Annotated in this window: 16 protein-coding genes; 10 read left to right on the top strand and 6 right to left on the bottom strand. The window is 62.0% G+C overall.

Annotated features, from left to right (window positions below; genetic code table 11):
• Positions 1–2 precede the first annotated feature (2 nt).
• The 5 genes from phnE (GTW25_RS06225) (at position 3) to phnN (ending at position 4,291) form a co-directional block, all read left to right on the top strand.
• Complete coding sequence (gene phnE, locus GTW25_RS06225) at positions 3–929, top strand: phosphonate ABC transporter, permease protein PhnE (RefSeq protein WP_252911090.1); 927 nt, start codon at positions 3–5, stop codon at positions 927–929.
• Positions 926–1,783 carry a phosphonate ABC transporter, permease protein PhnE gene (gene phnE / locus GTW25_RS06220; RefSeq protein WP_252911089.1) on the top strand — a complete coding sequence of 286 codons (858 nt, stop codon included), beginning with the start codon at positions 926–928 and terminating at the stop codon, positions 1,781–1,783. The genes phnE (GTW25_RS06225) and phnE (GTW25_RS06220) overlap by 4 nt, the downstream gene beginning before the upstream one ends.
• 89 nt (positions 1,784–1,872) lie before the next feature.
• Positions 1,873–2,559 carry a DUF1045 domain-containing protein gene (locus GTW25_RS06215; protein WP_252911088.1) on the top strand — a complete coding sequence of 229 codons (687 nt, stop codon included), beginning with the start codon at positions 1,873–1,875 and terminating at the stop codon, positions 2,557–2,559.
• Positions 2,559–3,698 (top strand): alpha-D-ribose 1-methylphosphonate 5-triphosphate diphosphatase, encoded by a 1,140-nt coding sequence (locus GTW25_RS06210; RefSeq protein ID WP_252911087.1) that lies wholly within the window; start codon positions 2,559–2,561, stop codon positions 3,696–3,698. The genes GTW25_RS06215 and GTW25_RS06210 overlap by 1 nt, the downstream gene beginning before the upstream one ends.
• On the top strand, positions 3,695–4,291 hold the full coding sequence (gene phnN / locus GTW25_RS06205) for a phosphonate metabolism protein/1,5-bisphosphokinase (PRPP-forming) PhnN (protein ID WP_252911086.1): 597 nt from the start codon (positions 3,695–3,697) through the stop codon (positions 4,289–4,291). Before GTW25_RS06210 ends, phnN begins: the two co-directional genes overlap by 4 nt.
• A 275-nt stretch (positions 4,292–4,566) precedes the next feature.
• Here the strand turns inward: phnN and GTW25_RS06200 are convergent, their stop codons facing one another.
• The 4 genes from GTW25_RS06200 to gpt all read right to left on the bottom strand — a co-directional run bounded on the left by GTW25_RS06200 (position 4,567) and on the right by gpt (position 11,726).
• Positions 4,567–8,352: a vitamin B12-dependent ribonucleotide reductase gene (locus GTW25_RS06200; protein ID WP_252911085.1), complete on the bottom strand. Its 3,786-nt coding sequence runs from the start codon at positions 8,350–8,352 to the stop codon at positions 4,567–4,569.
• 555 nt (positions 8,353–8,907) lie between these two features.
• Positions 8,908–10,461 (bottom strand): inorganic phosphate transporter, encoded by a 1,554-nt coding sequence (locus GTW25_RS06195; protein ID WP_252911084.1) that lies wholly within the window; start codon positions 10,459–10,461, stop codon positions 8,908–8,910.
• A 70-nt stretch (positions 10,462–10,531) separates the two neighbouring features.
• Positions 10,532–11,026 (bottom strand): NUDIX hydrolase, encoded by a 495-nt coding sequence (locus GTW25_RS06190; protein WP_252911083.1) that lies wholly within the window; start codon positions 11,024–11,026, stop codon positions 10,532–10,534.
• 202 nt (positions 11,027–11,228) lie between these two features.
• Positions 11,229–11,726, bottom strand: coding sequence for a xanthine phosphoribosyltransferase (gpt, locus tag GTW25_RS06185; protein WP_252911082.1), 498 nt, complete (start codon positions 11,724–11,726; stop codon positions 11,229–11,231).
• A 250-nt stretch (positions 11,727–11,976) separates the two neighbouring features.
• On the opposite strand from gpt, the gene GTW25_RS06180 reads away from it, so the two are divergent.
• The 3 genes from GTW25_RS06180 to GTW25_RS06170 all read left to right on the top strand — a co-directional run bounded on the left by GTW25_RS06180 (position 11,977) and on the right by GTW25_RS06170 (position 14,100).
• The gene (locus tag GTW25_RS06180) at positions 11,977–12,657 is read left to right on the top strand and encodes a class I SAM-dependent methyltransferase (RefSeq protein WP_252911081.1); all 681 of its coding nucleotides are present in this window, start codon (positions 11,977–11,979) and stop codon (positions 12,655–12,657) included.
• The gene (locus tag GTW25_RS06175; protein ID WP_252911080.1) at positions 12,654–13,691 is read left to right on the top strand and encodes a phosphatidylglycerol lysyltransferase domain-containing protein; all 1,038 of its coding nucleotides are present in this window, start codon (positions 12,654–12,656) and stop codon (positions 13,689–13,691) included. The genes GTW25_RS06180 and GTW25_RS06175 overlap by 4 nt, the downstream gene beginning before the upstream one ends.
• 115 nt (positions 13,692–13,806) lie before the next feature.
• Entirely contained in the window at positions 13,807–14,100 is a 294-nt protein-coding gene (locus GTW25_RS06170) for a hypothetical protein (protein ID WP_252911079.1), read from the top strand.
• Positions 14,101–14,155: 55 nt separating this feature from the next.
• Here the strand turns inward: GTW25_RS06170 and GTW25_RS06165 are convergent, their stop codons facing one another.
• Positions 14,156–14,992 carry a putative universal stress family protein gene (locus GTW25_RS06165; protein ID WP_252911078.1) on the bottom strand — a complete coding sequence of 279 codons (837 nt, stop codon included), beginning with the start codon at positions 14,990–14,992 and terminating at the stop codon, positions 14,156–14,158.
• Between the two features lie 63 nt (positions 14,993–15,055).
• On the bottom strand, positions 15,056–15,796 hold the full coding sequence (locus GTW25_RS06160) for a competence/damage-inducible protein A (RefSeq protein WP_252911077.1): 741 nt from the start codon (positions 15,794–15,796) through the stop codon (positions 15,056–15,058).
• A 166-nt stretch (positions 15,797–15,962) separates the two neighbouring features.
• Between GTW25_RS06160 and wrbA the strand changes: the two genes are divergently transcribed.
• Together wrbA and GTW25_RS06150 are read left to right on the top strand one after the other, a co-directional pair.
• Complete coding sequence (gene wrbA / locus GTW25_RS06155) at positions 15,963–16,562, top strand: NAD(P)H:quinone oxidoreductase (RefSeq protein ID WP_252911076.1); 600 nt, start codon at positions 15,963–15,965, stop codon at positions 16,560–16,562.
• 97 nt (positions 16,563–16,659) lie between these two features.
• Entirely contained in the window at positions 16,660–17,646 is a 987-nt protein-coding gene (locus GTW25_RS06150; protein ID WP_252911075.1) for an alpha/beta fold hydrolase, read from the top strand.
• Position 17,647: the final 1 nt, after the last annotated feature.

Below are 17,647 nucleotides of genomic sequence, written 5' to 3'. Positions count from 1 at the left end.
CGATGGCAAATCTCGATCTGCCTTATCGCCGCGAGGGCGAGGACGCCGTCTCGGCGTTCGAGCGCCACCGCGCAGACCTGAAGCGCCAGCGCTTGGCGATGAACGTTCTTTTCATCGCCATGTTTATTGCGGTCCTGGCGGCATCCGTTCATGTCGCCCGCTTCTATCCGGAGCGCCTGTCGTCGGGCCTGCCGCGCATCTTCGATTATTTCGGCACGATCATGCCGAATCTCGAATTCGGCAATCTGCTTCTGCCGCGCGGCGATGACGGACGCGCCGTGCCCGGCTCCATCGTCTACTGGTACACGGATTTCTGGCTGTATCTGCGCCTCATCGTTGAAACGATATTCATGGCGCTCACCGCCACGATCCTCGGCGCGGCGACCGCCTTCATCCTGTCCTTTCCCGCTGCGCGCAATCTCGCGCCGACACGCCTCATCTTCTGGGTTTCGCGGCGCTTCCTGGAAGTGTGCCGCGGCGTTCCCGAAATTCTGATCGCGCTCATCTTCGTCTTCGCGGTCGGCATCGGCCCGCTTGCCGGCGTGCTGGCAATCGCCATCCATACCGCCGGGGCGCTCGGCAAGCTTTTCTCCGAGGTCAACGAGAACGCGTCCATGCGGCCTGTCGAAGGCGTGCGCGGGGTCGGCGGCAACTGGTTTGAGGAAATGCGCTACGGCGTTATGCCCCAGGTGCTGCCGAATTTCGCGTCCTATACGCTGCTGCGCTTCGAGATCAATGTGCGCGCGTCGTCCATCGTCGGCTTCGTCGGGGCGGGCGGCATCGGCATGGAGCTGAACCGCGTCATCAGCCTTTACTCGGACGACCGCGTGGTCGCCGTGCTCCTGATGATCATCGTGCTCGTCACCGCCATCGATCTTCTGTCCGAGCGCATCCGCACATACTTCATCGGCAAGGAGCATTTTGCATGAGCGCCGCGACCCTTCAGGCGGTCGATGCCGCCGGTATCGAGGAAGTTCGCCGCAGCCATCCGCACGCCTTCGGCTCGCCCGCCCGGCGGGCCATCGGTTGGGCGATCGCGATCGGCGTTCTTGCCTATCTTGCCGGCTCGCTTTGGTATTTCGAAATCTGGAAGCTCTTCTACGCTTCCGATCGCGTCTGGCGTCTCGTCGCGACGCTTTTCGTCTGGCGCGATTTTTCGACCTGGCAGTTCACCAACATCTATACCGGCATCGCGCAAACCATCGCGATGGCGTTCCTTGGAACGATGCTCGCCTCGATGGCCGCGCTCGTCATCGGCTTCCTTGCCGCGCGCAACACGATGCGGATCGGAATCGTTCGCCAGACCGTACGCCGGTTCCTCGATGTCCTGCGCGGCATCGATCAACTCGTCTGGGGGCTCGTCTTCGTGCGTGCGGTGGGCCTTGGTCCGCTGGCCGGCGTGCTGGCCATCTTCGTGTCGGACATGGGCACGCTGTCGAAACTCTATTCGGAAGCGATCGAGAACGTCGACCGCAAACAGGTGGAAGGCGTGCGGGCGACTGGTGCCTCACCGCTCAAGGTCGTGCGCTACGGCTATCTGCCGCAGGTGCTGCCCGTCTTCATCTCGCAGTCGCTCTACTTCTTTGAATCCTCAACGCGCAGCGCCACCGTCCTCGGGATCGTGGGTGCGGGCGGCATCGGTATGATCATCATCGAGCGCTTTCGCGCCAATCTGTTCGACCAGGTCGCCTTCGTCGTCCTCAACGTTCTGGTCTGCATCTTTGTCATCGACTGGCTGTCGCGGAAGATCCGTGAGCGCTTCATCGGTGAGAAGGCACACTGAGAAGACCGATTGTGATTTGATGCACAGGGGTTTCTTATTCCTGTCATCTGAATCGCCTAAGGGGGCGGTCTTCCAGACGGAGCTGCGCCATGCGCTACGCGATCTATTTCACCCCACCTCAAGGCAGCGCGCTGACCCGCGCTGCCGAAAGCTGGCTCGGTTACAGCGCTTTCACGGGCGCTGCATCCGCCATTCCGGCGGAGCGCGAAGCCGTCACGGTATCTGCCCGGCGATATGGCTTCCATGCCACGCTGAAGGCTCCTTTTCGGATGGCCGATGGGGTGAGCGAAGCGGAGCTTCTCGATGCGTTCGAGAACTGGACCGTCACGCAAACAGCCTTCACCGGCCCGCGTCTCGTCATCGAGCAGATCGACGGGTTCTTCGCGCTCGTGCCCAAGGCGCGCAATGAGGCGCTCGACGCATTCGCCCGGGATGTCGTGATTGAGTTCGAGCCGTTCCGGGCCCCTCTTACTGCCGATGACATGAGCCGGCGCAATCCCGACCGTCTCACCTCTGCCGAACGCGACATGCTGGAGGCATATGGCTATCCTTACGTCCTCGACGAGTTCCGTTTTCACATGACGCTGACGGACCGCATACCGGAAGCCGATGCACCGCAGATGCGCGCGCGGCTCGAAGAGCATTTTCGTGCTTCGATCGAAGAGCCGATCGCCATCTCCTCGCTCGCCCTCTTCGTCGAACCCGAACCCGGCGCGCCGTTTCGCGTCCGCGCATTTCATGACCTCGCCTCCCAATCGATGAGAAAGACCGCCTGATGTCCGCCGAAACCGTCTTCACCAATGCCCGCATCGTTCTCGCCGACGAGATCGTCGAAGGCAGCGTTCTCGTGCGCGACGGCCGTATCGCCGCGATCGACGCGGGCGCATCGCGGGCAGGTGAGGACATGGGCGGCGACTATTTGATGCCCGGACTTGTCGAGCTTCACACCGATCATCTTGAAGGCCATTATTCGCCGCGTCCGGGCGTACGCTGGAACGCGATCGCCGCCGTTCAGGCGCATGACGCGCAAGTCGCGACATCGGGCATTACAACGGTGTTCGATTGCCTGCGCATGGGGTCGGACGAAGATGGCGGTTTCGATCCGCAGGAGATGCGCGATCTGGCCGACGCCATCGAGACGGCGCAAGTCGAAGGACGTCTTCGCTCCGATCATTACATTCATCTGCGCTGCGAGGTTTCCGCGCCGGATGTGCTCGACGCCTTCGAACGTTTTCGCGGCGACAGTCGCGTGCGTCTTGCCTCGCTGATGGATCACGCGCCCGGCCAGCGTCAGTTCCAGACGATGGGGCAGTATACGCTCTACTACAAGACCAAGCGTGGCCTGACGGACGACCAGTTCGCCGTCTTCGTCGCCCGCCGTCAGGAACAGTCGGCGCTCTATTCCGCGCCCCACCGCCGTGCGATCGGCGAACATTGCCGGGGTGTCGGCGTCACGCTCGCCAGCCATGACGACGCGACGCTCGACCATGTCGACGAGGCGGTGCGCGACGGCGTGCGTCTGGCAGAATTTCCGACATCGGTGGAAGCCGCGCGCGCCTCTCACGACGCGGGCCTGAGCGTTCTGATGGGCGCGCCGAACATCGTTCGGGGTGGCTCGCATTCGGGCAACATCGCTGCGCGGGACCTTGCAGAAGCAGGCATTCTCGACGTCCTTTCGTCGGACTACGTGCCGTCGAGCCTCATCTTTGCCGCCTTCCAACTGGCCGACCAGGTGGAAACGATCGACCTTCCGCAAGCGCTGTCCTTCGTTACGGAAAAGCCAGCGCGCACCGTCGGACTGACGGATCGCGGCCTGATCGAGGCGGGCAGGCGCGCTGACCTTATCCGTGTGCGCCGCGAGGTCGGGGCGCCGGTCGTCCGGTCGGTCTGGCGGGAAGGTGTGCGCGTCGCATGAGTGGCCGGCAGGGCATTTTGGTTCCGGTCGTCGGGCCGAGCGGGGCGGGCAAGGACTCCATCATGTCCTATGCTCGCGCGGGCCTGGCGGATACGCCTTCGATACATTTCGCCCGCCGGGTCATCACCCGCCCTTGCGATCCGAACTCCGAACTGCACGACACGCTGGACGAAGCCGGCTTTCGGGCCGCCGAGGCAGCGGGGAATTTCGTGTTGTCCTGGCGGTCGCACGGCCTTTGCTACGGCATCCCGCGCGAGGTGGAGGATCGTCTTGCAAAAGGCCAGACGGTGGTTGCCAATCTGTCACGCTCGAGCGTCGCGGAAGCCATTTTGCGCTTCCCCCGCGTCCTGCCGGTTCTCGTTTCCGTATCGCCTGAAATTCTTGCCGAACGGCTTGCCGCGCGGGGACGTGAAAGTCACGAAGAAATCTCGGCGCGACTGGCGCAGTCCGTGCCCGCCACAGCGCCGGGCATTCAGTATCGGATTATCGCGAATGACGGATCCCTCGATGAGGCAGGCAAGGCTTTCATAGCACTGTTGAGATCGACCATGGAGCATGTCGGCTCGCGCACCGGAAAACACCAGAGGGCATGAGGGCAATAGCCAATCGCACAATTGAGCACTCGCGAAATGAGATAATCGCGATTTCGCCCGGTCCCTGGAAGACGTCGCCGCTACGGGCAATCCATACGATACGGAACCCTACGACGGATCGGCCACCGCGCCTGACAGCATCCGCTGCCAGATCACTCATAACGGCCATCGGAAGTTCGCCGACCCCGCCACTGGAGGGGTCGGCGAACTTTATGTGCAAACAAGCTAACTTAGGTCGTGGCGGCGGCGTCAGTCAGTCATCAGCGAGATAAGCCTCAGCTACAACCGCTTGTCGCGCCGCATGTATCGCACTTTTCGCACGTTCCGTTTCTCACCATCGTGAAGTTCTGGCACTCGGTGCACATGTTGCCCGTGTAGCCCTGCATGATGGACTTGGCGCGGCGCTGGGCGGCGATGGCTTTGGCCTCGGCGGCTTCATTTGCCGCCGCGTCGGTGAAGAGCGCGGAGGCTTCGTCGTTCGCGGCTTCCTCGGCCAGTTCGTCCGCACGCTCCTGATAGTCCCGCTTGAAGGACACGGCTTCGTCCTGACGTTCGGACGAGACCTGCTTGAGTGTCGTCACCGTGGCACCGGCGATGGCGCGCAGGTTGGAGCCGGACGAGGCGCGGGCAGGGCTGGCAACGGGGGAGGGATTCGAACCCCCGAGACCCTTCGGCTCGGCCGAGCTGGAGACGACCTTCAAGGGTGATGCGCCGCGGGTCAGGCCGCGCGAAATGGGCGTTGCCTTGCCTTCGGAAATGCCCTTGCCGAGCGCGGTGTTGGAGAAGTCCGACTGGTCGACATGGGCGAGGTCGTTGCGGGCAAGGTACGAAACGGCCAGTTCGCGGAAGACGTAGTCGAGGATCGACGTCGCGTTCTTGATCGCGTCGTTGCCTTGGACCATGCCGGCCGGCTCGAATTTGGTGAAGGTGAACGCCTCCACATATTCTTCCAGCGGGACGCCATATTGCAGGCCGATCGAGATCGCGATGGCGAAATTGTTCATCATGGCGCGGAAGGCAGCGCCTTCCTTGTGCATGTCGATGAAGATTTCGCCGAGGCGGCCATCATCGAACTCGCCGGTGCGCAGATAGACCTTGTGACCGCCGACGACGGCTTTTTGCGTGTAGCCCTTACGGCGGTTCGGCAGCTTGTCGCGCAGCGAGCGGACTTCGCGCTCGATGATCTTCTCGATGATCTTTTCTGTGACGATGGCGGCCTGCTGGGCGGCAGGTGCGGCGATCAGTTCCTCGATCATGTCGTCGGCGTCTTCGTCGTCGGCGATGAGCGAGGCATTGAGCGGCTGGGAGAGCTTGGAGCCGTCGCGGTAGAGCGCGTTGGCCTTCAGGGCCAGCTTCCACGACAGCATGTAGGCTTCCTTGCAGTCCTCCACCGTCGCATCGTTCGGCATGTTGATCGTCTTGGAGATCGCGCCGGAAATGAAGGGCTGGGCCGCCGCCATCATGCGGATGTGGCTTTCGACCGACAGGTAACGCTTGCCGATCTTGCCGCACGGATTGGCGCAGTCGAAGACGGGCAGGTGCTCGTCCTTGAGGAAAGGTGCTCCCTCAAGGGTCATCGCGCCGCAAACGTGGATGTTGGCCGCCTCGATGTCCTTCTTCGAGAAGCCGAGCGCGGGCAAAAGCTCGAAGGAGAAATCGGAAAGCTGCTCGTCGGTGAAGCCGAACGTTTCCTTCAGCCAGTCGGCGCCGAGCGTCCACTGGTTGAAGATGAACTTGATGTCGAAGGCCGAGGCCGTCGCAGCATTGAGCGCGGCGATCTTCTCGTCGGTGAAGCCCTTGGCCTTGAGCGAACCGGGATTGACGCCGGGCGCCTGGTTCAGATTGCCGTGGCCGACTGCGTAGGCCTCGATCTCGGCGATCTGGCTTTCCGAATAGCCGAGTGTGCGAAGCGCCTCCGGAACGGCGCGGTTGATGATCTTGAAATAGCCGCCGCCGGCCAGCTTCTTGAACTTGACCAGCGCGAAGTCGGGCTCGATGCCGGTCGTGTCGCAATCCATGACGAGGCCGATCGTGCCGGTGGGCGCGATGACCGAGACCTGCGCATTGCGGTAGCCGTGCTTCTGGCCGAGTTCCAGCGCGTTGTCCCAGGCGAGCCTGGCGTGCTCGATCAGGTCCGCATGCGGGCTGTCGCCGGCGACGAGCGGGACGGGATTGACCGACAGGCCCTCATAGCCGTCCGACAGGCCATGGGCGGCGCGGCGGTGGTTGCGGATGACGCGCAGCATGTTGTCGGCGTTGCGCTCATAGTCCGGGAACGCGCCCAGTTCGCCGGCCATCTCTGCCGACGTCGCATAGGACACGCCCGTCATGATCGCGGTCAGCGCGCCGCCGATGGCGCGGCCTTCCTTCGAATCGTAGGGGATGCCCGAGGTCATCAGCAAGCCGCCGATATTGGCGTAGCCGAGGCCGAGCGTGCGGTACTCATAGGAAAGGCGTGCGATTTCCTTCGACGGAAACTGCGCCATCATGACCGAGATTTCGAGCACCAGCGTCCACAGGCGAACAGTGTGCTCGTAGCGCGAAATGTCGATCGAGCCATCCGCGTTGCGGTAGGTCAGAAGGTTGATCGAGGCGAGGTTGCAGGCCGTGTCGTCGAGGAACATGTATTCCGAGCACGGGTTCGACGCGCGGATGGGACCTGCGGCCGGCGAGGTGTGCCAGTCGTTCATCGTGGTGTTGAAGTGCAGGCCCGGATCTGCCGACGCCCATGCGGCGTGGCCGATCTTTTCCCACAGATCGCGCGCCTTCAGTGTCTTCATGACCTTGCCGTCCTTGCGGGCGGTCAGGTGCCAGTCGGCATCGGTCTCGACGGCGCGCAGGAAGTCGTCCTTCAAGGAGACGGAATTGTTCGAGTTCTGGCCGGAGACGGTGAGATAGGCTTCCGAATCCCAGTCCGTGTCGTAGGTCTTGAACTCGATCGAGGTGTAGCCCTGACGCGCGAACTGCATGACGCGCTTGACGTAGTTCTCCGGCACGAAGTTCTTCTTCGCGGCCTTGATCTCGCGCTTGAGGGCAGGGTTCTTCGACGGGTCGAAGCAATCGTCGCCGTCCGCCTCGCAATTGAGGCACGCCTTCATGATGGCGGCGAGATGCTGCTGGACGATCTTGGAGCCGGCGACGAGCGAGGCGACCTTCTGCTCCTCCTTCACCTTCCAGTCGATATAATCCTCGATATCGGGGTGATCGACATCGACGACGACCATCTTGGCAGCGCGGCGAGTCGTACCGCCCGACTTGATCGCGCCGGCGGCGCGGTCGCCGATCTTCAGGAACGACATCAGGCCCGACGAGCGTCCGCCACCCGACAGCTTTTCGCCTTCTCCGCGCAGATAGGAGAAGTTGGAGCCGGTGCCCGAGCCATATTTGAACAGGCGTGCCTCGCGGACCCAAAGGTCCATGATGCCGCCTTCATTGACGAGATCGTCCTCGACGCCCTGGATGAAGCAGGCATGCGGCTGCGGATGTTCGTAGGAGGACTTCGACTTGGTCAGCTTGCCGGTGAACGGGTCAACGTAATAATGGCCCTGGCCGGGACCGTCGATGCCGTAGGCCCAGTGCAGCCCGGTGTTGAACCATTGCGGTGAATTCGGCGCGACGCGCTGGGTGGCGAGCATATAGGCGAGTTCGTCCTTGAAGGCGGACGCGTCTTCCTCCGATGCGAAGTAACCGCCCTTCCAGCCCCAATAGGTCCAGGTGCCGGCGAGACGGTCGAAGACCTGACGGGCGTCGGTCTCGGAGCCGTAGCGCTGGTCTTCCGGCAATTCGGCAAGCGCAGCCTCATCGGCTACTGAGCGCCAGAGGAAGGAAGGAACATCATTCTCTTCGAACTTCTTCAGGCGCGCGGGCACGCCTGCCTTGCGGAAATATTTCTGCGCGAGGATGTCGGCCGCGACCTGGCTGAACTGCGCCGGCACGTCGATATCGGCGAGGCGGAAGACGATCGAACCGTCCGGGTTCTTGATCTCGCTCAGCGCCTTGCGGAATTCGATCTCGGCATAGGCCGACTGACCGGGCTTGGTGAAGCGACGTTCGATACGCATCTTGGCTGTCCCATCGTCTATATGTTGTGGGGCTGGGCGGTCCGCTCGTCGGCCGCGAAAATCCCCGGTGTCCGCATCCGGCCGGCGCGATGCGCGCAACAGCCCGTTTCCTCGAAAACGCTTTGCAAATCCTACGCTTGGCCGATCCTCGGCGGAGCCTCATGCTCTTCATCGAACCGCCGGGCAACTCCCGGTTCCGACTCTAAAGGACCAGACTTAAACCCTATCTTGGGTCATCATACAGTCGCAACACTAAATATAGTGTTTACGATGAAAAATTTCGACAATGCGGTTCAGAAAAAACGCACGTAATGCCGCGCTCGGAAAGGCACTCGATAATGCCTCAGCCGACCAAAACTTTCCACCAAAACCAGAAAACCCCGACCCGTAAAACCCGCTCCGGCGCGCACGATGTCGCGCAAGGTCGATAACAACGCGACTCGTGCGCGAGCGTCAAGGGATCGTTTGCGATCCTTAGCCGACCGCTAGATATTGTGGAGGCCGATGTGGATAACGGGGAGAAAGATCAGATGCCCTTGGCTGTGCCATTTGCGCTCACGCGAACAGGCTGAGTGCAAGGAAGATCAACGCCGAGAGGAGGGCGGCGGCAGGAACGGTGGTCACCCAGGCGGCAGCAATCGTCGTCACATGCGCCCGGCGCACCAAACGGCGGCGGCGGATTTCCTCGCTCGATGCGGGCGCGGCATCGAGATCGTCGTCCAATTTTGCGGCGGAGGCGACCTGATCTTCGGATGACTGTTCACGCGCGGCGCGGTGGGCAGCGTTCTTGCGTTCCATGTAGCGGCGACGGCGCGACGAGTTCGTCGTGTACCATTCACGAAAGAAGCCGACGCCGAACACAGCGCCGACGGCGATATGCGTCGAACTGACCGGCATGCCGAGCGCCGATGCGACGATGACCGTCAGCGCAGCCGAAAGAGCCACGCAAAAGGCGCGCATCGGGTTGAGCTTGGTAATCTGCTCACCAACCATGTGGATCAGTTTCGCGCCGAAAAGCACCAGTCCGAACGAGATGCCGAGTGCTCCGATCACCATGACCCAGAAGGGAATGGCCACCGCGGTCGTTACCTCGGATGAGTGGGCGACCTGGACGATGGCTGCGACCGGCCCGATCGCGTTGGCGACGTCGTTCGCTCCATGCGCGAAAGAGAGCAGTGCCGCCGCGAAGATAAGCGGTACGCTGAAAAGAGCGCGCAGGGACTGGTTCCGGTTTTCAAGGCCGATCGCCCGCCGTGCGATGTAGAAATGTGCCGCGAGCCAGACCGCCAAAAAGCTGCCGATGCCTAGAGCGGTGATCGACGTCGTCGAAAGACTGACGACGCGCCGCAGGCCCTTGCTGGCAAGATAGGCTGCAAACGTACCGGCCATGATGGCAATCAGGAGGGGAAGCCAGCGCCGCGCCGCGGCGATCTTGTCGTCCTGATAGATGATGGCGGTCTTGATAAGGGCAAGAAAAACGGCGGCGATCAGGCCGCCCAGAAAAGGCGAGATGACCCAGCTTGCCGCGATCGCCCCCATGACGGCCCAGTTGACGGTTGCAAAGCCTGCCGCCGTCACGCCCGCGCCGAGCACGCCGCCGACAACGGCATGGGTCGTCGATACCGGCGCGCCGATCCAAGTCGCCAGGTTGATCCAGAGGGCGGACGAGATAAGAGCGGCCAGCATCAAACGGATAAAGATTTCCGGGTTCTCGAAATTTGCCGGATCGACGATGCCGCTCGAAATCGTGCCGACCACGTCGCCGCCTGCAATCAACGCGCCGGCGCTTTCGAAGATGGCGGCGATGACGAGCGCGCCGCCCATCGTCAACGCCTTGGCGCCGACGGCTGGACCGACATTGTTGGCGACGTCGTTCGCGCCGATGTTGAGCGCCATGTAGCCGCCGATGGCGGCGGCGGCCACGATCAGGACCGCACGCGGCTCGTCGAACACATAGACCGACGCGAAAACCGCGCTCATGGCGATGAACAGAAGCGCGATGCCGGGCGCGACGAGAGGACGCGCAACGACTGCCGTCGCTTCCTCGACATGAACGAGTTTGTCGAGGTCCTTATCGAGCGTGTCCTTGCGGATCGTCGTATCTGTCATCTGTGTCCTATAAGGTCGCAGCCATGGTTCCGGTCAGCCGGCTAAACCATCTGGCCTGGAAAGGCGACCTTCAGGCGGCGGTTTTTTGAGGATTCGGCGCAAAGCGCCCGATCATTTCCGCCAGATCGGGCTCGTTGACCAGCCGGGCGGCGTCGTCGGGAGCGAACCAGCGACGCCGGCGTTTCTTCTTTTCAGGCCATCTGTCGGCGACGTCCACGACCTGAAGCGGATAGACGAGAACTTCACAGCGCCATTGGCGACCGCGAGCCAGCATTTTGTCGTAATAAAAGCGACCGAGTACGCCTTGCGCGACCTCGCCGGTCACGCCCGCCTCTTCGACCGCCTCGCGGGCAGCCGCGTCCCAGAACGTTTCCGAGCCTTCCGGCCAGCCTTTCGGCAGCACCCAGCGGCCGGTGCCGCGGCTGGTGACGAGAAGCACCTCGCAGGAACCGTCTTTCGCGACGCGCCATGGAAGAGCCGCGATCTGTGTCCTGCACGGCAGGCCGCCGATCAGCCGACGCAACCTTTCGGCGACGCGTATGCGAGTCTGGTGGGTGAGGAACATGTTTTGGTTTCGCGCTCGATTCATTTGCCAACTTAAGGAGTATTGTCCCCAAGTCGCGAGTTTCAAAGTCCTTTTACCTTGCGGATCACGCCAAAATGGGGTGATTTTTCGATTCGTGCAAGCCCTGCGCAAGTTTCGACGGGTTTCGCTTCGGTTTCGTTCGGTCTGGGATCTGTCGCTTGAAGCGAAGCCCACCGTTGCGTCAGCCCTGATGATCCTCGGATATCGGCTTCTGGTAGGTGAACCCCATATCCCAAGGGAAGTAGATCCACGTATCCTGCGATACTTCCGTTACGAAAGTGTCGACGAGCGGGCGTCCTTTCGGCTTGGCGTAGATCGTCGCGAAATGCGCCTTCGGCATCATGGCGCGGACGATGGCGGCGGTCTTTCCGGTATCGGTCAGGTCGTCGACGATCAGCACGTCCTTGCCTTCGTTTTCCAGAAGCGCAGGCGAGATTTCCTTCAGGACCTTCAGTTCACCCTGTTCCGTGTAGTCGTGATAGGAAGCGACGCAGACCGTCTCGATCAGGCGAACGCCCAACTCGCGCGAAATGACGGCTGCGGGAACCAACCCGCCGCGCGTGATGCAGACGATAGCGCGCCACCTGCCGTTGATACCGGCCAGACGCCATGCGAGCGCGCGGGAATCGCGATGGAACTGATCCCAGGAAACGGGAAAGGCTTTGTCTGGAAGGGACATCGGGGGCACTCCGGCAGGAATTATCTGGAAAACGGGAATGCGCGCGGAATTAGACGGATAGTGCGCGTCTTGGCAAGCGCTTTACCAAGTTTTCGGCTGTGGGCGAGGATTTTCACGAACGGAATTCCTGCGAAGGCATGATGTCGTCGCAAAGCCACTTCACAGCCAGCGTTTTCAGCGCAAACCGCGTCGCGCTTTTGCTGGAATTACTCTAAAAGCGCCCGACCAACGCCACCCGAAAGGCAGCCGCTTGCCATCCTCGACTGACAAGACGACCGTCAAGAGTCGCAATTATGACGCCGTTGCCGGCGTTTACGAGACAATTGCCCACATCTATTCGTTCGGACTGATCCGCCGGGCGAAGATGGCGCAACTGCGATATCTGAAAAGGGGCGCCCGCGTGCTCTATCTGGGAGCCGGTTCCGGCGAGGATGCGATCGCCGCCGCGCGTGCGGGCGCGCGCGTCACGGCGATCGACCTGTCGTCGCGGATGATCGAGCGTCTGCGGCGGCGTTTGATGCGCAAGGGTGCACGGGCCGAACTGATCGCAGGCGATGCACTCGCGCTCACGCCCGATCCGCTCTTCGACGTCGTTGCCGGAAATTACTTCTTCAACGTGTTCGGCCCGAAGGACATGCCGGTCGTGCTCGTCAGGGCGACAAGCTATCTGCGTCCCGGCGGTCTGTTGATGATCGCCGACATGGCGCCGCCTCGCGGCCTTCTCGGTCCGCTCGCCTGGCTCTATCTCAAATTCGGGCTCTCGTTCTTCTGGCTGCTGGGGCTTGCGTCGCAGCACCCGATCTATGACTACCGCGTCGAAGCGCAGCGTATTGGGCTTGAAGAAGTCGCGGTCCACGACCACCGTCTTCTCGGGATCGGACCGGCGCTCTACCGCACCTTGATCTTCCGCAAGCCGGAGAAAGGCGCATGAGCCGTAAACTGATCGACCGCCTTTTCGACCGTGGCCTTGCCGAGTTGCCCGATGCGAAACTTCAACAGGCGGATCGGCTGGCGCTTTTCATGCAGCACGGCGACTTCTCGCTTGCCTATTCGAGCGCCGTGCAGGCAGGGCTTTCGCATTTCGGTGACGCGCGCGGCTATATCGCGCACGGAAAGAAGATGGGCTCGCTGATCGCGCTCGGCGATCCCGTGTGCGCGAAAGCGGACCGGACAGATCTTCTCGACGCCTTCATCGGAGAGGCAAGAACGCCGTGCTTCGCGGAGATCGACCGCGAAACGGCCGAGCATCTGGCTGTGCGCGGCTTTCGTATCGCGATGATGGGCATCGACACAGCACTCGACCTTGCCAGCTACGACTTTTCCGGCAAGCGTAAGGAAACGGTTCGCTATTCCGAACGGTGGCTCGAAAAGAAAGGCTATCGGATTGCCGAGGCCGAAGACGTCGAGGGGGCGGACTGCATGATCGCCGAACTGTCCGCCAGATGGCGGCAATCGCGCATCGTGAAGAAGCGCGAGATGGCGTTCCTCAACCGGCCATTGTCGGAGGCGGGTGGCCCGATGATGCGCCGGTTCGTGCTTATCGAACCGGACGGGCATATCAGTTGTCTTCTCTATTTCGACCCGATCTGCCGTGATGGCGAGATCGTCGGTTATCTTACCTCTTTCAAGCGCAAGCTGCCCGAAACGACGTCGCACGCCGAAATCGGCCTGACCAAACGCGCCGTCGACGTCTTCAAGGCCGAGGGACGCGAGCGGGTGATGCTCGGTCTGTCGCCGCTGTGCAACGTCGAGCCGAGCGGGTATGACGAAAGCACGCCCTTCCGCGCCATGCTGCGAGGGCTCTACCGATCGGGCGCGGTCAACCGCAAGGTCTTCAACCTTCAGGGACACGCGGCTTTCAAGCGCAGGTTCCACGGCTGCGAGGAACCGCGCTACCTCGCCTGGAACGCGGGCTCGCCGTTCAAGCATTTCATCAGCCTGATGCGGCTGTCGAAAGCGTTCTAGGAGTACGCCACGCGGCCGATTATCGACACGCGGCAAACCTCGTGATTGTTAGGTCTGTCAGGTCGTATCGGCTCATACGGAGCCTGAATCGGAGTTAAAAGGGATAAAATGGGCTATGAGTTGGAAGTTCGATCAAGCACCGAATGTTGCCTGTATCACTTGCCAATCGGTGATCGACGGTCACCCGGTTCTCATCGCCACGCACTACGAGGACGACCATTCCTGGGGCTTCATGGATGGTGCCCCGATCGACATGGCGAAGGCGCTTGTGGTGGCCATGTCAGAGGTCGTCGGACGTCACCCTGACCTTGATGAAGTAGCCGACCTTCCTCCGGGGTGGTCAGCAACACGCGTCGCCGTTGGAGATTCTTGGTCAAAGCAACGGGACGATTGGGCTTCCGAAGTTTAGAACAGCAGCACTTTTTCACCACTCTCGCGCAACTGATGTACGGTTCACGACCTGATCATCTGGACATGAAGGTCGCGGTCGGCATGGCGTTCAGGATCGAGCGCGTCACGCCGCCGAAGAAGAATTCCTTCAGCTTCGACTGGCTGTAAGCCCCGGTGACGAGAAGGTCTGCGCCGAATTCGCTCGCGCGGTTCGAGACGGCCTCGCCATGGCTCAAATCCGATTTTGGCTGGCTGTTGACCGTGACCGTCGTCCCGTGCCGCGACAGCGCGGCGGCGATCTGGCCACCGGCCGTCATGGCGTCATGGCCGCCGTAGCGATCCGGATCGACGGTGAAAACCTCGACCTGCCGCGCCTCACGAATGAAGGGCAGGGCGTCGAAGACGGCGCGCGTCGCCTCGCGCGTGCCGTTCCAGCCGACGAGGATTTTCTCGAAAGCCGTGTTGACGGGCAGCGCATAGGGCACGAACAGGACCGGACGGCCAGTTTCAAGAAGCAGCGCGTCGACATTCGCGCTGGCTGACGCGGCGTTCGGATCGTTCTGCTGCACCACGATCAGATCGACCGCGCGGGCGCTTTCCAAAGCCGAGGCGGCGCTGTCGCCAGCGAAGCTTTGCAGTGCGCGCCATTCGGCCGACAGGCCGGAGCGCTGCATGCGGGCGTTGAACACCTCCATCAAGGCATCGGCGCGTTCCTTGCTCGCTTCCGCGCTGGTGATCATGAAATCGGCGTCGGGAAAGCCCATCGGCGTCGCATAGGGCATCGGAAGACCTTCCGAATGAACGCCGATGACATGGGCGGAAAGACGTTCGGCCAGCGGGATCACGCAGTCGAGCACGCGCCTTGCGTCGGTGTCATCCTGAAGAACGGCAAGAAGGGTCTTGTAGGTCATGATCGCCTCCATGGCGGGGAGCCTAGAACCTGCCTTCTATGATGTGGCTTTGCTCGACCGGGATCAAGTCCTTACCGCGATCGCGTCGACCATTGCCTGAACTTCGGCGGTCGCGGCATCGAGCTTGGCCCTATCGCGCGCGCGGATGACGAGTTCGGTCCAGAACGATCCGTCCTGATATTTCGGGTAGGAGCCGATGATCGTATCGGGATGCCGCTTCTGGATCTCGCCGAGCGGCCCGCCGATCGTGCCTTCGCCGTACGGGCAGTGAACTGCCGCCGAGAGAAGTTTCGCGCCGCCTTTCAATGTCGGCACCACATTGTCGAGCATCGCCTGGAAGATCGCCGGCACGCCGGCCATCACATGGACGTTGCCGATCCTGAAGCCCGGCGCGAGCGAGATCGGGTTGTCGATATGTGTCGCGCCTTCTGGCATGCGGGCCATGCGCATGCGCGCTTCGGTGAAGTCCAGCCCGCGTTCTGCGTAATTCGCCTCGAGCATGGCATAGGCGCGGTCGTCATACCAGCACGCGACGCCGAAAGCTGCGGAAATGGAATCGGCCGTGATGTCGTCATGCGTCGGCCCGATGCCGCCGGTCGTGAAGACGTAGTCGTTGCGCGCGCGCAACGCGTTGACGGCCTCGACGATCGCGTCTTCCTCATCGGCGACGATGCGCACTTCTTTGAGGTCGATGCCGATCGCGGTCAGAACATCCGCCAGATGGCCGATATTGCGGTCCTTGGTGCGGCCGGAAAGAATTTCATCGCCGATGACGATCATGGCGGCGCTGACGATTTCGCTCATTCGGTGTCCATCCTGTTTGGCGAAGGATTACGCCTGCGCGCATTTCCACGCAATCGGCGTCAAGCTGTGAACAGTGCGTGCTCCGCCTGCCGGATTGTCAGAACCGCCACGCGCCTTAGGTGTAAGTCATCGACGGTTTTCACGTCTTAAAGGAGATTTCCCTCAGATGGCCAAGGTACTCGTTCTTTACTATTCGAGCTGGGGACATATGGAGCAGATGGCGAAGAAGGCCGCCGAAGGCGCCCGCGAAGCCGGCGCAGACGTCACCATCAAGCGTGTGGCCGAGATCGTTCCCGAGGATGTGGCCAAGGCCGCCCACTACAAGCTCGATCAGGACGCACCGATCGCCGATCCGCTCGAACTCGAAAATTACGACGCGATCATTTTCGGCGCCTCGACGCGCTACGGCATGATGGCCGCGCAGCTCAAGAATTTCATCGACCAGACCGGGCCTCTTTGGGCCAAGGGCGCGCTTCTCAACAAGGTCGGCTCTGTGATGGCCTCGACGGCCACGCAGCACGGCGGCGCGGAAATCGCTCTGATTTCCAGCCAGATCTGGATGCAGCATCACGGCATGGTCATCGTTCCGCTGTCTTATGCCTATCAGGGTCAGTCAGGCAACGATGTGGTTCGCGGCGGTGCACCCTACGGAATGACAACGACCAGCGACACCGACGGATCGCGCCAGCCTTCCGAGCAGGAACTGGACGGCGCTAAGTTCCAGGGCAAGCGCGTCGCGGAAATCGCGGCCAAGCTGCACGGTTGAACCGACCGAACTTTTACCTAAAAAGGGCGCGGCTTCGGTCGCGCCCTTTGCGTTCGGGGCCGGGCAGGACTATCTCTCGGGTCGAATGGAGATCGTCATGGGTTTTGCTTCTGTCCTGTTCTGGCTTGCGGTCGTCGTCGTCACGGCGGCGCTTCTGGCGACGGGCTTTTTCATGCACGTCACGCGGCGGATTTCGCGTGAGGCCGAAAAGCTCGTGCCGGCGGCGGGAAAGCGCATCCGGGTCGACGGTCACGACATTCACTATGTCGAGAGCGGCGAGGGACCTGCAATCTTGATGATCCACGGCCTCGGCGGCCATCTTCACCACATGCGCCGGCCGCTTATGGAAGAATTCGGCGACGATTATCGGCTGATCGCGATCGATCGGCCGGGCTCAGGCTATTCGACGCGGGCAAGGGGCGACGGGCGGCTCTCACAGCAGGCCGATTTCATCGCACGCTTCATCGACGAGATGAAACTGGACCGCCCGCTGATCGTCGGGCACTCGCTCGGAGGTACGGTCGCGCTCGCGACCGCGCTGCGCCATCCCGACAAGGTGCGCGGCCTCGCGCTGCTCGCGCCTTTAACTCAAGCCTATAGCGAGGTGCCGCCTGAATTCGCCCCGCTCTACATCCCGAACCCGGTGATGCGCCGCCTGATCGCTCAAACCGTGGCGGTTCCGATGTCGGCGAAAAATGCGCCGCGCACGCTCGATTTCGTCTTCAGTCCGCAAAAACCGCCGGCCGATTTCGCCGTCGCGGGCGGCGCGCTTGCGGGGTTGCGGCCAAGCCACATCTACGCAACCTCAACCGATCTCGTCGCGCTGCGCCACGATCTGGCGGATTACGAAAACCGCTACGACGAGATCGACATGCCGGTCGGCATCCTGTTCGGTGACAAGGACCGTGTTCTCAACCATCGCCGCCATGGGCTGTCGATGCGCGACAAGATCCGCGGTCTCGATCTGGAGATCGCCGAAGGCATCGGCCACATGCCGCAATACGCGGTGACCGAACAGGTCGTTGCCTTCATTCGCCGGATTGCGGACAAAGCGTTCGACACGCATCCGGCGACCGCCGGCTGAA

It is taken from the genome of Aliihoeflea aestuarii, assembly GCF_024105665.1.
GTDB lineage: Bacteria > Pseudomonadota > Alphaproteobacteria > Rhizobiales > Rhizobiaceae > Aliihoeflea > Aliihoeflea aestuarii.
This window is presented reverse-complemented; position numbering and strand designations above follow the sequence as displayed.